Source organism: Salimicrobium halophilum, from assembly GCF_900100295.1.
GTDB classification, from domain to species: Bacteria; Bacillota; Bacilli; order Bacillales; family Halobacillaceae; genus Salimicrobium; species Salimicrobium halophilum.
This window is the reverse complement of record NZ_FNEV01000008.1, coordinates 167935-181903: the sequence shown is the minus strand read 5'-3', so window position 1 is coordinate 181903 and position 13969 is coordinate 167935. Positions and strand designations below refer to the sequence as shown.

At 46.5% G+C, this 13969-nt stretch carries 13 protein-coding genes, 1 rRNA gene, 1 riboswitch and 1 other annotated feature; of the genes, 4 read left to right on the top strand and 10 right to left on the bottom strand.

Annotated elements, in window-relative coordinates; translation table 11 throughout:
• From BLQ44_RS13040 to leuS, 5 genes are all read right to left on the bottom strand, one after another.
• Nucleotides 1-269: ribosomal RNA gene (locus tag BLQ44_RS13040) — 16S ribosomal RNA — on the bottom strand; the annotation flags it as partial.
• Nucleotides 270-677: 408 nt separating this feature from the next.
• Complete coding sequence (locus BLQ44_RS13035) at nt 678-1532, bottom strand: VOC family protein (RefSeq protein WP_093194343.1); 855 nt, start codon at nt 1530-1532, stop codon at nt 678-680.
• A 121-nt stretch (nt 1533-1653) separates the two neighbouring features.
• Nucleotides 1654-1989, bottom strand: coding sequence for a rhodanese-like domain-containing protein (locus BLQ44_RS13030; RefSeq protein WP_093194342.1), 336 nt, complete (start codon nt 1987-1989; stop codon nt 1654-1656).
• 14 nt (nt 1990-2003) lie between these two features.
• Nucleotides 2004-2318 (bottom strand): rhodanese-like domain-containing protein, encoded by a 315-nt coding sequence (locus BLQ44_RS13025; RefSeq protein ID WP_093194341.1) that lies wholly within the window; start codon nt 2316-2318, stop codon nt 2004-2006.
• A gap of 104 nt (nt 2319-2422) precedes the next feature.
• Nucleotides 2423-4837 (bottom strand): leucine--tRNA ligase, encoded by a 2415-nt coding sequence (leuS, locus tag BLQ44_RS13020; RefSeq protein WP_093194340.1) that lies wholly within the window; start codon nt 4835-4837, stop codon nt 2423-2425.
• 54 nt (nt 4838-4891) lie between these two features.
• Nucleotides 4892-5100 (bottom strand) — a binding site (T-box leader).
• Nucleotides 5101-5403: 303 nt separating this feature from the next.
• On the opposite strand from leuS, the gene BLQ44_RS13015 reads away from it, so the two are divergent.
• Nucleotides 5404-5976: a class I SAM-dependent methyltransferase gene (locus BLQ44_RS13015; RefSeq protein WP_093194339.1), complete on the top strand. Its 573-nt coding sequence runs from the start codon at nt 5404-5406 to the stop codon at nt 5974-5976.
• 10 nt (nt 5977-5986) lie between these two features.
• Here BLQ44_RS13015 and BLQ44_RS13010 read toward each other — a convergent pair whose 3' ends face one another.
• Nucleotides 5987-7051, bottom strand: coding sequence for a tetraprenyl-beta-curcumene synthase family protein (locus BLQ44_RS13010; RefSeq protein WP_093194338.1), 1065 nt, complete (start codon nt 7049-7051; stop codon nt 5987-5989).
• 14 nt (nt 7052-7065) lie between these two features.
• Nucleotides 7066-7839 (bottom strand): alpha/beta hydrolase, encoded by a 774-nt coding sequence (locus BLQ44_RS13005; protein WP_093194337.1) that lies wholly within the window; start codon nt 7837-7839, stop codon nt 7066-7068.
• A gap of 62 nt (nt 7840-7901) precedes the next feature.
• Here BLQ44_RS13005 and BLQ44_RS13000 point away from each other — a divergent pair, with 62 nt between their 5' ends.
• The gene (locus tag BLQ44_RS13000) at nt 7902-8420 is read left to right on the top strand and encodes a gamma carbonic anhydrase (RefSeq protein ID WP_093194336.1); all 519 of its coding nucleotides are present in this window, start codon (nt 7902-7904) and stop codon (nt 8418-8420) included.
• 180 nt (nt 8421-8600) lie between these two features.
• Here the strand turns inward: BLQ44_RS13000 and metK are convergent, their stop codons facing one another.
• Both metK and BLQ44_RS12990 read right to left on the bottom strand, forming a co-directional pair.
• Nucleotides 8601-9806 carry a methionine adenosyltransferase gene (gene metK / locus BLQ44_RS12995; RefSeq protein WP_093194335.1) on the bottom strand — a complete coding sequence of 402 codons (1206 nt, stop codon included), beginning with the start codon at nt 9804-9806 and terminating at the stop codon, nt 8601-8603.
• Nucleotides 9807-10045: 239 nt separating this feature from the next.
• Nucleotides 10046-10148: riboswitch (SAM riboswitch) on the bottom strand.
• A gap of 46 nt (nt 10149-10194) precedes the next feature.
• On the bottom strand, nt 10195-10572 hold the full coding sequence (locus BLQ44_RS12990) for a thiol-disulfide oxidoreductase DCC family protein (protein ID WP_093194334.1): 378 nt from the start codon (nt 10570-10572) through the stop codon (nt 10195-10197).
• 146 nt (nt 10573-10718) lie between these two features.
• Between BLQ44_RS12990 and pckA the strand changes: the two genes are divergently transcribed.
• Nucleotides 10719-12308, top strand: coding sequence for a phosphoenolpyruvate carboxykinase (ATP) (gene pckA, locus BLQ44_RS12985; protein ID WP_176757518.1), 1590 nt, complete (start codon nt 10719-10721; stop codon nt 12306-12308).
• Nucleotides 12309-12361: 53 nt separating this feature from the next.
• On the opposite strand, the gene ytkD is transcribed toward pckA, so the two are convergent.
• Nucleotides 12362-12829 carry an RNA deprotection pyrophosphohydrolase gene (gene ytkD / locus BLQ44_RS12980; protein WP_093194333.1) on the bottom strand — a complete coding sequence of 156 codons (468 nt, stop codon included), beginning with the start codon at nt 12827-12829 and terminating at the stop codon, nt 12362-12364.
• Between the two features lie 214 nt (nt 12830-13043).
• Between ytkD and BLQ44_RS12975 the strand changes: the two genes are divergently transcribed.
• Nucleotides 13044-13895: a DUF6612 family protein gene (locus tag BLQ44_RS12975; protein WP_093194332.1), complete on the top strand. Its 852-nt coding sequence runs from the start codon at nt 13044-13046 to the stop codon at nt 13893-13895.
• Nucleotides 13896-13969: the final 74 nt, after the last annotated feature.

The following is a 13969-nucleotide window of genomic DNA, read 5'->3' as shown; positions in this document are numbered from 1 at the left end:
AATGCGCCGCGGGCCCATCTGTAAGCGATAGCAAGAAGCCATCCTTTTACGTTCGGTTCAGGAGAACCGAACGGTTACCCGGCATTAGCCCCGGTTTCCCGGGGTTATTCCGGTCTTACAGGTAGGTTGCCCACGTGTTACTCACCCGTCCGCCGCTCGTTCCACGAGCGTCCGCCCCGAAGGGCTTCATCTCGCTTCTCGCGCTCGACTTGCATGTATTAGGCACGCCGCCAGCGTTCGTCCTGAGCCAGGATCAAACTCTCCATAAGAGTATTGATTAGCTCAATAATAATTTTAAAAAATTGACGCATGGCATAAAACATTGTTCAGTTTTCAAAGATCTAGTCAAATATTGTGAAGCAAAATTATTATATCATTTAACTTTGTTAAGAGTCAATGAATTTTTTAAAGGAATAATTAACAATTTCACAACTGCGCTGTTCAAAGCGACAATTTCTAATTTACATCAAAACTATGAATGAGTCAATAGTTTTTTAAAAAGAATTTAATTCGTTTGTTTTGCGCTGCCGCTCCTCAAAGCGACAAAAACTATATTACACTTTATCAATTACTATGTCAACGATATTTTAAGATTCTTTTTTTCTATTATGAAAAACCGGAACAGTAAGGCTCTCCATCTTAATGGAACGGCCTTTGTTCCGGTTTCTTCGTTACTATTATGCCAGCAAAAGTATTTTATTACCGGAAGGATCGACTGCACACCAACCCTCTTTTTCTATAAAAACTTCTTCATTGTTGCTTTTTAATGTTTCTACTATCTTATTGCGTACATCTTCGGACGGAAATGAAATCGAATATTCTTCTAATCCCGGGCGGTCTGAAGGTTGAGGTTCGGATCCTACTCCTGCCCAGGTGTTCAACCCTATATGGTGATGATATGCATTCGTGGACATAAAGTAAGCTTGCTGACCTAAGGTACATACAATGTGAAATCCGAGCAATTCGTAAAATCCCCGGGCTTCTTCCAGATTTCTAACATGCAGGTGAATATGACCGAGTACAGTGCCTGTAGGCATTTGTTTCCACGTATCTCCATCAAACTCCTCCATCACGCCTTCCGCATCCAGAGGATCCACCGTCATATTCACTTGATCCCCCTCCCACTTCCATGACACGGAATCCCTATCATGATAAATCTCTATCCCGTTTCCATCCGGATCATTCAAGTACAACGCTTCGCTCACTTCGTGGTCAGCCGCTCCCAACTGCACGTTACAATCGACCAGATGTTTCAGCATTTTAGCGATAGACGATCGATCAGGCAATAATATCGCAATATGGTAAAGACCTGTCCTCCGAGGTATCTTCTGTTTATTATCCGCTGATTCTACAAGAGTTATAAGGATGTCACCCGCATCTCCTGCCGAAAGAAAAGCTTCCTTTTCACTCTGACGTTTCACTGTAAAACCCAGCGTGTCCACGTAAAAAGCAATAGACGTATCAAGATCGTTTACTCTGAGCTTTATATCTCTTATAAAACTGGACGGTGCTTCAAAAAATTTCTTTTCCATAACGACTCACTCCCTCTCTTTTTTTACTTTGCTACACACTTGATGAATATTCAAGTAATAAATCTTCAATTCGAGATAAATCATAAAAAAAGAACGTCCGTTTGTAACAACGGCGCGTCCTTTAAGAAGCTTTCACATAATATACAGACTGGTTCTTCTTTTTTCGAAGTAACCTTGCTGCTTTCACAGCTCCGCGTTCATCATCTGTAACGAGGAGTATTTTCTTCGGACAGTCAAAACGCTCCTTCAGTTCCCTCGGTAGATAACTGAGAGGGATATTTTCCGCCCCCGGATACGGTGAACGATGAGCGGAAATATAATCTCTTATATCGATGACACAATAATCTTTTTTACTGAGTTCCTGCTCATTGATCGTCTTTAGCCCGTTCCACCCTCTGGTATGCGTCACGGCATACAACATGACCAACAAAGCAGCCGTTATACCCCAAATCATCATAGCTTTCACCTTCTTTATTTGTAAGAAAGATCTCCGGACCAGCTGAGCATGCCGCCTTCGAGATTCGTGACATTCGAGAATCCATTGTCCTTAAGGAACTCGGACGCCTTCATGCTTCTTCGACCTGAACGGCACACTAATACGTGGTGATCTTCTTTGTTCAATTCGTCATATCTGTGTGGAAGTTCGCCCAGACGTACGTGGAGTGCACCTGGAATCATTCCCTCTTCCACTTCTTCATCTTCTCTTACATCGACGATCGTTATATCTTCTCCGTCGCTGATTTTTCGGTTCAGCGTTTCTGCATTCATTTCAGGAATAGTACTCACTTTACCATCCTCCTTATTTTGATGTGCAATTGTTATTTTATTAAATAATAGTTAGAAGTCAAGAAGAAAGCTCGCCCCCCCTTTAAAGGAAGACAAGCTTCGTCTTAATTGGCTACGATATTGACCAGTTTTCCTGGAACGGCAATGATTTTACGCACCGTTTTGCCTTCAAGCCACGGTTTGACATCTTCATTTTCAAGTGCCGCTTTCTCGAGGTCTTCCTTCGAGGCTTCTTTGTCCACCATCATTTTAGCACGGACTTTGCCCATGACCTGGACAACGATTTCGACTTCTTCTTCTATAAGTTTCTCTGGATCGAATTGTGGCCACGGCTCGTAAGCGATGGTTCCTTCATGACCGAGGATCTCCCACATCTCCTCACTTAGGTGAGGTGCCACCGGGGAAAGCAACTGCACGAATCCTTCGATGAACGACTTAGGCAGTTCCTCCGCTTTATAAGCATCATTGATGAATACCATCATTTGAGAAATCCCTGTATTGAAACGAAGCTGTTCGAAGTTCTCCGTCACTTTCATCACCGTCTCGTGATAAACTTTCTCCAGAGCTTCCGTATCAGCATCTTCTTTGATTGCAGGATTCAACTGACCCTCAGGAGCTATAAGCCTCCATACACGGTCGAGGAAACGACGCGCCCCCTCAAGACCGTTTTCGGACCAGGCGATCGAAGCCTCCAGAGGCCCCATGAACATTTCGTACAGACGAAGTGTATCTGCCCCGTGGGTACGGATGATGTCGTCCGGGTTCACTACATTCCCTTTGGACTTACTCATCTTCTCATTGCCTTCCCCGAGGATCATTCCCTGGTTGAACAGCTGCTGGAACGGTTCCTTGGTAGGTACGACACCTGCATCATAAAGGACTTTGTGCCAGAAACGGGCATAAAGAAGGTGAAGTACGGCATGTTCCGCTCCTCCGATATAAATATCCACCGGAAGCCATTTTTTGAGCTTCTCGAAGTCAGCGAACATTTCATCATTATCAGGGTCGATATAACGGAGGTAATACCAGCAGCTTCCTGCCCACTGCGGCATCGTGTTCGTTTCTCTCCGCCCCTTCATTCCCGTTTCAGGGTCTGTGACATTCACCCACTCCTCAATATTGGCAAGTGGAGACTCGCCGGTGCCGGACGGTTTGATTTCTGTCGTTTTCGGAAGTTCCACCGGTAATTCTTCTTCAGGTACCGGAGTAACCGATCCGTCTTCCCAATGGATGATAGGAATCGGCTCTCCCCAGTAACGCTGACGACTGAACAGCCAGTCCCGCAGACGATACGTCGTTTCTCTCTTCCCTTTTCCGTTCTCTTCCAGCCAGTCGATTGCTTTAGCTATCGCATCGTCATTATATAGGCCATTCAGAAAATCAGAGTTGATATGTGGACCATCTTCCGTATAAGCCTCTTCTTCCACATTTCCACCATCAACGACAGGGGTGATCTTCAAATCGAATTTCTTCGCGAATTCATAGTCACGCTCGTCATGAGCAGGAACAGCCATGATGGCACCGCTCCCGTAGCTCATCAGCACATAATCGGCCACCCATATAGGAAGTTTTTCACCATTTACCGGGTTGATAGCGTAAGCTCCTGTGAATACACCGGTTTTTCCTTTAGCAAGGTCTGTACGTTCAAGATCACTCTTATGAAGAGCCTCCGTCACATACTTCTGTACCGCTTCTTTCTGTTCGGGAGTCGTAATGCTATCGATGTACGGGTGTTCCGGAGCGAAAACGGCATACGTCGCTCCGAACAATGTATCCGGACGTGTCGTGAAAGCTTTGAACGATTCTCCGTGTCCGTCGATATCGAACTCGACTTCCGCCCCTTCCGATTTTCCGATCCAGTTGCGCTGCATATCCTTGATGCTCTCCGGCCAGTCAAGATCTTCCAGGTCTTCAAGCAGTCTATCTGCATACGCAGTGATTTTCAGCATCCATTGTTTCATCGGGCGGCGTTCCACCGGATGATCGCCCCGTTCACTCTTTCCGTCGATGACTTCTTCATTCGCGAGTACCGTGCCAAGTGCCGGGCACCAGTTTACCGGAACCTCGTCTATGTAAGCGAGTCCTTTTTCATAAAGTTTCAGAAAGATCCACTGCGTCCATTTGTAGTAGTTCGGGTCCGTCGTATTTATTTCGCGGTCCCAATCGTAGGAGAAGCCAAGCTCCTGGATCTGACGGCGGAAGGTGTTGATGTTATGAGCGGTGAACTCTTCCGGATCATTCCCGGTATCGAGTGCATGCTGCTCAGCCGGAAGACCGAATGCGTCCCACCCCATCGGATGAAGCACTTCGTATCCTTGCATCCGTTTCATTCTTGAAAGGATGTCTGTCGCTGTATATCCTTCCGGGTGCCCAACGTGAAGACCTGCTCCTGAAGGGTAAGGAAACATGTCAAGCGCGTAAAATTTCTCTTTATCTGTATCCGTACTGGATTTGAACGTCTTTTCATTCAGCCAGTGCGACTGCCATTTCTTTTCGATCTCTTTATGATTGAAAGCCATTGCTATTCCTCCTGTTCATCTTCTAAGTATATCAAAAAACCCCTCATCCCATAACCATGGGACGAGAGGTTCTATCTCGCGGTACCACCCAAATTAGCGTCTCTTACGCTCACTCGATCCCGGTAACGGAGGCTGAACCGGCAGAAGCTTATCCCTTCTGCAACATCCAAGGCGAGTTCATAACCGAAAAAAGGACAACTTCCACCAGCCGCTGTCTCTCTGAGCTTCCTTCGTCTATTACTAATCCTCTTCCACGTCTTCGCAATTATACCCGTATCTTAATGAATAAGAGGCTCTTTGTCAACTATTTTCCCACGTTTCAGAAGGTGAGAGAAGGGAATGATAATAGAAGAGAGGTGATCAAATGAGAAATCTAGTACGAAAAGCGGTATCTTACGCCAAAAGAAACCCTCAGAAAACGAAGAAATACGCCAAGAAGGCCTACGATACGATTTCAAAACGAAGAGCTTCCACAAAACGAACACCGCCTAAGTAAGAAAAGGCGGTGTTTCTTGTGTGCGTGTGATATAATATTTTTCATCATTTAGAAACAAAGGAGAAATATCATGCAATTGGACCGAATCCTACCCTTTTCCCACGAACTTATGAAGAAAACCGTTTCCCCCGGGGACATAGCTATCGATGCTACTTGCGGAAATGGACATGATACCTTGTATCTGGCGAACCTCGTCGGAGAAGACGGGCATGTCTACGGTTTCGACATTCAGAAGGAAGCGATTGATGCCACTTCAGATAGACTGAAGGAAGAAGGGATGACCGACCGGGTCACTCTTCATGAAGCCTCTCATGCGAAGGCCCTGGATCATATCCCGGAGAAGGACCACTCCAGAATCAAAGGAGCCATCTTCAACCTCGGTTTTCTCCCTGGAAGTGATAAAACGGTCGTCACGACTCCTGATCAGACGATTACAGCCATTGATCAGATGCTCGCAGCTATGCCTAAGGGAAGTATGATCGTTCTCGTCATCTATCACGGACACCAGGGCGGCAAAGAGGAAAAAGAACGTGTCATTGAATATGCTTCTTATCTCGATCAGAGATTCGTCCACGTTCTCCGGTATCAGTTCATCAATCAAAAGAACAACGCGCCTTTCATTCTGGCATTAGAAAAAGCCTGACCTATTACGGTCAGGCTTTCAATTTATGAAAAGCTTTCACATTGGCATAGAAGAACCACGTACGTCTGCCACTCTTGTTCAACAGGTAAGGAACCATTGAAGCAGCACCCGGCAGATCTTTCACTTTCTCATCTGCAAGATACATACTCACGACACCCTCTCTCAACATCCGATGAAATTTGGCATCCGGCATTTCTTCGATCTTCCGGTCGGTTTCATCCATGAAGTCCCCGATCCGCTTCTTCAGGTCCTCGTTCGATTCATAGTACGTACAGAAATTCATTTCTCCGTCCGCTTCATCTTCCGCCTGATCGATATAGTAATCAAGAAGAATGTGCATCCCCTGCATGTAAGGGAAATAACAATTCCTCACTCGTCGCACCAATTCCTGATTCACCCGGTCTCCTACGCAATAAGCAACCAGCGTATATACCCCCATCGTAGAAGCTGTACAAGCTGAAAATTCATACCATTCCATGTCAGGAACTATACTTCGATTTTCTTCATGCCAGTTTCTGAGACGCGGGATCCTCTCTTCTTCAGTGACATGCTTATGCACTTGGAATTCTCCATAAAGGGCACTAAGCTCCGCCACCTCCTGTTTCACCGTTTCATAGAAAGGGAGTTCTTTCACTATCCCCTGACAGGTGGACACGAGAGCCTCCAAATATCCCCCGTCCTCTTTCTCTTCCCGGTAATAGTAATAGTCCCTGTGCGGATTCTCCGGATGGACGGCATCCTCGAGAGCATAGTGCAGGCTTTCGAAATCACGCGGGTCGAGGGAAGCACTCTGGTCACAAAGATTATCAAGATAATCACAGATGGTCTGATAAGCTACGACAAACGTGACTGTCTGCTTCCAGGCATCACCCGAAACGAGTGAAAAAAGCCCTCCCCCTTCACAATGGAAAGCTTTCTGCTCAATACTATCCAGAGCCTGGCTTCTCAATTCATCATCCGGAATAGCCTCCGCTTTTTCTTTCCATTCATCCAGTTGCCGGAACACTTCCGGAAATATGTAGCGGTACCCCTGATACATCAGGGATACCGGCTGGCTTGGTACATGTGTCGACAAAACAATATCCTCCTCTAGCGATGCGATTCTAAAAAGTTGAGTGTGTAGCGATAAACTTTTTCATTCTCCGGTTCATTGAAAATCTCGTGGTACAATCCCGGCCATTCTTTATAAGCTTTCTCCGTCATGTCCTGATTGTTGAACCAACGCTTTGTATCTTTGATCTTCACCATTTTATCATCTCCTGCCTGCATGAGCAGGAGAGGCAGGTTTGACATTTCTTGGACATGGGCTTTCTTGATGGCTCTTTGGAATTCTTTGTACCATCGCACGGAAACCTGGTCCAGGATTTTATCATCTTTCCGGTCCATCTCCCATACCCTTTCATTTCTCGTTACGATTTCCGGATTATAAGGGTAGGCAACCCGCATGGTAGGCGAGACTCTGTCGAGAACTTTGGATACAGCTTCGAGTGGTTTCCCTGCTCCATTTTTGATTCCTAGTGCAGGAGAAGAAAGGATAACACCACGCACAGGCAGCTTCATTTCCTGAAGGGTACGGATGACCGCAAGCCCACCCATACTATGACCGAGGAGAAAAACCGGCAGATCGGTATCCTGGGCGTAAGTTACCCACCCTTCGATCGTTTCTATATACTGACGGAAACTTCTAATGTGTCCGCGTCTGCCTTTTTCGTCCCCTTGCCCCGGCAGGTCACCGACAACGACGGAATAGCCATCGGCCTGGAACTTCTCTGCAAGCGCCTGATAACGCCCTCCATGTTCAAAAGCTCCATGCACAATGACGATTACCGCTTTCGGAGTTACAGCTATGTATTCTTTCAGCATCTCTTGCCCCTCTCCCTTCGTCTGCTATACTTGATATATTATACAGTATAAGGAGGTTTTCGATGATTTGCGAATATAAAGGTCAGCACCCTTCCATCTCCGACACGGCTTATATAGCTGAAGATACCGTCATCACCGGAGATGTAACCATTGAAGAAAAAGCGAGCATCTGGTTCAAAACAGTCATCCGCGGGGACGTCGCTCCTGTAAAAATAGGAAAAGGGACCAACGTCCAGGACCTGAGCATGCTGCACCAAAGCCCGGGTATGCCGTTGATTCTCGAAGAAGGGGTCACCGTCGGTCATCAAGTCACACTTCACTCGGCTACGATCAAAAAGAATGCCCTGATAGGGATGGGATCTCTCGTTTTAGACGGGGCTACTGTAGAAGAAGGGGCATTCCTCGGAGCAGGAAGTCTTGTGCCTCCCGGCAAAACCATTCCTGCCGGCACCCTGGCTATGGGTCGTCCGGCAAAAGTGGTCCGGGAGCTCACTGACGAAGATTACCGGGAAATGAGGCGGATTCGCGAGAGTTATGTGGAAAAAGGTCGCTATTACAGAGAGAGGCAGAATTCCGTTTAGAAATTCCCTGCCAGAGGTCCGCAAAAATTCTGGGCGAAGTCCGCAAATAGACGTCGAATTCTGTCGAACGTCCGCAAAAACCAGCCTAAGGTCCGCAAAAATGCCCCTCACGTCCTCAAATGAAGAAAAAAGAGCTGTCGCTGAACGTCACATTGCGTAACGTACAGGACAGCTCTTTCATTACTGCGCTTCTTTCAACTTCGCTTTCAATATATCCACTTTATCCACGTTCTCCCACGGGAATTGATCCGACGGACGCCCGAAATGTCCATAAGCAGCCGTCTGCCTGTAGATCGGACGCTTCAGATCTAGCATGCGGATGATGCCTGCCGGACGGAGATCGAAAAGATCACGAACAGCCTTCACCAGTTCAGCTTCGGTCACTTTACCGGTGCCGTCCGTATCAATCGAGATGGAAACAGGTTCCGCTACACCGATTGCATAGGCGAGCTGGACTTCACACGTATCAGCAAGCCCCGCCGCCACGATGTTCTTAGCTACGTACCTCGCAGCATAAGCAGCGGAGCGGTCCACCTTCGTGGAATCTTTTCCGCTGAAAGCACCGCCGCCATGGCGGGCGTACCCTCCATACGTATCGACGATGATTTTTCTTCCTGTAAGTCCGGCATCCCCCTGAGGGCCACCGATGACAAAACGTCCTGTCGGGTTCAGGATATACTTCGTTTCTTCATCCACTAATTCTTCCGGCACTACCGGAGCAATCACGTGCTCTCTCAAATCTTTCTTAATATCTTCAAGCATGATTTCCTCTGCGTGTTGAGTGGAAATGACAATCGTATCCACACGCAGCGGTTTATTATTTTCATCATACTCCACGGTTACCTGCGTCTTTCCGTCCGGGCGCAGGTAAGAAAGTGTTTCGTCTTTACGGACATCAGCCAGGCGCTTCGAGAGCTGATGAGCGAGCGAAATAGGGAGCGGCATCAGTTCCGGTGTTTCATTCGTCGCGTATCCGAACATAAGTCCCTGATCTCCGGCACCGATCGCGTCGATTTCTTCTTCACTCATCTGACCTTCTCTCGACTCGAGCGATTCATCGACTCCTCCGGCGATATCAGGAGATTGTTCATCAATGGCTGTCAGTACCGCACATGTATCAGCGTCAAAGCCGAATTTCGCTCTCGTATAACCGATTTCTTTGATTGTTCGACGAACCACTTGCGGGATATCGACATACGTCGTGGTACTGATCTCTCCGGATACGAGAACCAGTCCGGTCGTCACCACCGTTTCACAGGCCACCCGTGCATTCGGGTCCTCTTTCAATATTTCATCAAGAATGGCATCAGAAATTTGATCACATATCTTATCGGGGTGACCTTCCGTAACCGATTCAGATGTGAACAATCGGCGATTTACAGGCATGCTTCAAGACTCCTCCTTCAAAATACTCTGATTACGGTACTCTTTACCAGCACTTATCTCTACTGATCATTTATTACAGGACTATCATCCGAAAAGCTACATGTATGTAACAAGCACTTACGTCAGGGACATCCTGTTTCATCATTACTATTATTCTGCAAAGGACCGGGAGGGAAAACCTTCCGGATAAAAAGAAAAAACCTTTCCTTATACAGAGGAAAGGGAGCATTTTCCTTTCGCTCTTATCGTCCAAGAGACACCTCTTGCGTCAGGTTAGCACCATGTCTGAAGACGGTTGCCGGGTTTCATAGGGCCTGTCCCTCCACCGACTCTGGATAAGAGAGTTACCGTTCGCATTTTATCATATCAAATCAGGAACGATTGTCAATTATATAGAGCAGGATCCATCCTTGCAATCGTGGATCCCCACCCTGTACCTGTTGTTGGCGATATATCGATAAACGGGGATCCCCGCCTTCCGTATAGCAGGAACTCCGAGGATTCTCCCTAATCCGTATAAAAGGGGACACTCTTTACATATATATGTGACAGCATCATATCCGATATGCTCCTGTCTGTCAGGATCATAAAGGTGGAGCTGCTCCCGGATCTCCTGCTTCTTCTCGCTGCTCAGTGCCGTTTGAGCTTCCATCTGTTGCAGGGATAGCCACAGGAGGCGATTGTTCCAATCAAATAGAGTCACCCACTTCTTTGTACGTATACACAAAGGACATTCCGCATCATATAATACGACTGATTTCTTCATCCTCTTCTCCCCTCTCTTACCTATATAGTACAGCAATTTCGACCTTTTTTAAAAACTTCAAAATCAGTGTGGACTATTAAAAACAATGTGTTATACTATTTACAAATAATCGCTTTCATGCGGAATTAAGGAAAGGCGGGATATCGATGATTCATGCAAGAAGTGACCGCTCAAGCATCGAAGAATTGCTTGAGGCAGATGGAACTCACGTTCACCTATCTGTTCCTTCGCTGATCAAAAAAGTGATCGAGAGACAAGAAGGGACATTGACAGACACCGGGGCCGTTCAGGCGGAGACAGGTGCTTACACCGGAAGGTCTCCGAATGACAAATTCATCGTGAAGGATGACGAGACTTTTGAACGGGTCGACTGGGGCAAAGTAAACCAGCCGATGACAGAAGATACTTTCCTCCATCTGTATCACAAAGTCATCGATTACCTGAAACAAACGAACGAGCGCTTCGTATTCAAAGGGTTTGCTGGGGCAGATGAAGACTACCGCCTTCCTATCCAGGTCATCACGGAATACGCGTGGCATAATATGTTTGCAAGACAAATGTTCATCCGCCCGAATAAAGAAGAGGAAACCCATCACGAAGCAGCTTTCACTGTACTCTCTGCTCCCGGGTTGAAAGCGGATCCTGAAACAGACGGTACCAATTCAGAAGTGTTCGTCACTGTTTCCTTCAAACATAGAATCGTTCTGATCGGTGGCACCCAATATGCAGGAGAAATCAAGAAATCGATTTTCTCCGTCATGAACTACCTGCTTCCGAAAGAAGGGGTACTTCCTATGCACTGCTCAGCGAATGTAAATGAAAACGGAGAGACCGCTCTGTTCTTCGGCCTTTCCGGAACAGGAAAGACGACATTATCTGCAGATCCGAAACGCTTTCTGATCGGAGATGACGAACACGGATGGTCGGATAAGGGCGTGTTCAATATGGAAGGTGGATGCTACGCTAAAACGAAAGATCTATCAGAAGAAAGTGAACCGGACATCTACAGAGCCGTACGATTCGGAGCCGTACTCGAAAATGTCATTCTGGACGCACGTACCGGAAGACCGGACTACGCTGATACCTCTCTTACAGAGAACACGCGCGTCGCCTATCCGCTCGACCATATCGATAACGCTCTCAAAGACAGTAAAGCCGGACATCCGGAGACGATCATTTTCCTGACAGCGGATGCTACAGGTGTTCTTCCGCCCATCAGCAAATTGACAAAAGCACAAGCGATGTATCATTTCCTCAGCGGGTACACAAGTAAGCTTGCAGGTACAGAACGGGGTGTCACTTCACCACAGGCTACGTTCTCTTCCTGTTTCGGAGCACCGTTCCTGCCACTTCCTCCTTCTGTCTATGCAAAAATGCTCGGACAGAAAATCGATGAAAACGAGACGGAAGTTTTTCTTGTGAATACCGGTTGGAGCGGCGGTGCTTACGGAACCGGCAAGCGTATGAAACTATCCTACACCCGCCGTATGGTAGAAGCAGCGCTGAACGGAGAATTCACGGAAACAGAAACTTATCAGGATCCCGTCTTTGGATTGAACATCCCTACCAGTTGCCAAGGGGTACCTGAAGACGTTCTTGTTCCACGTAATGCCTGGGAAGATAAAGACGCTTACGATAAGCAGGCAAAGGAACTGGCCGATCAGTTCCATGAAAATTTCAAGAAGTTCACTTATGCTGATGAGACGATCGCCAAGGCAGGTCCAATCAAGCATTAAACAAACAAAAAGGAAGAAGGCCCTCATAAACAAGGGACTTCTTCCTTCTCTTTTTACAAAACAGCTTCTATCCTTTCAAGACAAGTCGGCAACACTTCATCCTTCATCATGAAGCTGTATTCTTTTTGCTGACGTAACGCATTCGGAAGCTCTTCAAGTACCACCGGACCATTCGTTTCAAAATAATGTTCTTCTTCATCGATTCTTGCAATTTCAGCAAAGTAGACATTCTTGATGATGGTTCCGCCTTTCCCATCCACGTGGTACTGCCCTACATATCGAAGATTTTCGACGACAGCGCCTGTTTCCTCTTTCACTTCGCGGATGGCAGCTTCAGAAGCACTCTCCCCTTCTTCGACTTTACCTCCGGGGAATTCGCGGCCTCGCTCCTTATGCTCTGTCAGAAGCCATTTCCCCTGATATCTGCATATAACCCATACATGCTTCGGGTTCTCAGAGAACGGGTGATCCTCAAACGATAGTCTGACTAAATTATTGTAATAATCGTAAAACTGCTTCATACATTATCAACTGCCTTTTCCAAACACTCTTCTGATTCTCTGTTTAAATCGTATCATACGAAGGACAAATTACAAACGTTCCATCTCTTTTTCCGAGTGATAATTCAAAAACGAACATCTGACCTTCATTTTGAAAATAAAATTCTGGAATTTCCTGAAACTTTTTTTGTTCGTAAGCGTAAAGAAAGTAGAAATGAAAAAAGGGGAGATTATAATGAACCATTGGAAAAAAGCACTCACTGTACTTTTTCTATCCATGATCCTTGCCGCTTGCGGAACAGCCGAAGGAGAGGACGCTTCCGAAATCTTCAAGCAGGCCGAAAAGGCAAGTGACTCCATCGAAAGCGTGGCCATGGAGATGGAAATGTCCCAGGAGATCACTACTGAAGGGGATACGGAAGGATTGCCGGGAGGAAATATGAGTATGGACGTTTCCTCTTCGGGAGAAATGCAATTCGACCCTCTTATCCTTCATCAGTCCATCGATATGGAAACGATGATGGGAGAAGAAATGCCTGAGATTCCAGCACAGACGATGGAACAATACGTGACAGAAGATGCGATGTATATGACCAACCCGATGGGCGGAGAATGGGTCAAAGCCCCTGAAGTCCTCCAGGAGCAACTGAATACTTCTGTTCCTGCTGAACAACAGGCTCCGGGTTCTCAACTGGATATGTTCAAAGAACACATCTCAGATTTCTCTCTTGAAGAATCGGAAGACCATTATAAAATGAGTGTCTCCGCTACAGGGGAAGAAATGGAGTCACTTATGCAGAAAGTCATGGAAGAAGCAGGGACAGAGATGTTGACAGAAGACATGATGAAGAATACGACCATCAACAGTACCGATATCACCTTCACTCTGAACAAAGAAACGTACTATCCGGAAACTGTGGATATGAAAATGGATATTACCGTTGAAGAACAAGGACAGACCATCAACCTTGTGCAGGACACGAAGATCACTTACTCCGATTACAACGAAATTTCTGAATTGAGCGTACCCGACGATGTGGTGAACAACGCTAAAGAAATGGAAATTCCGGAAATGCCTGCGCAATAAAAAAGGAAACTACCGTCAACTGAATAAACAGAAGTGGTCATTCCTGATTTCGGATTACTGATCCGGAAAAGGGA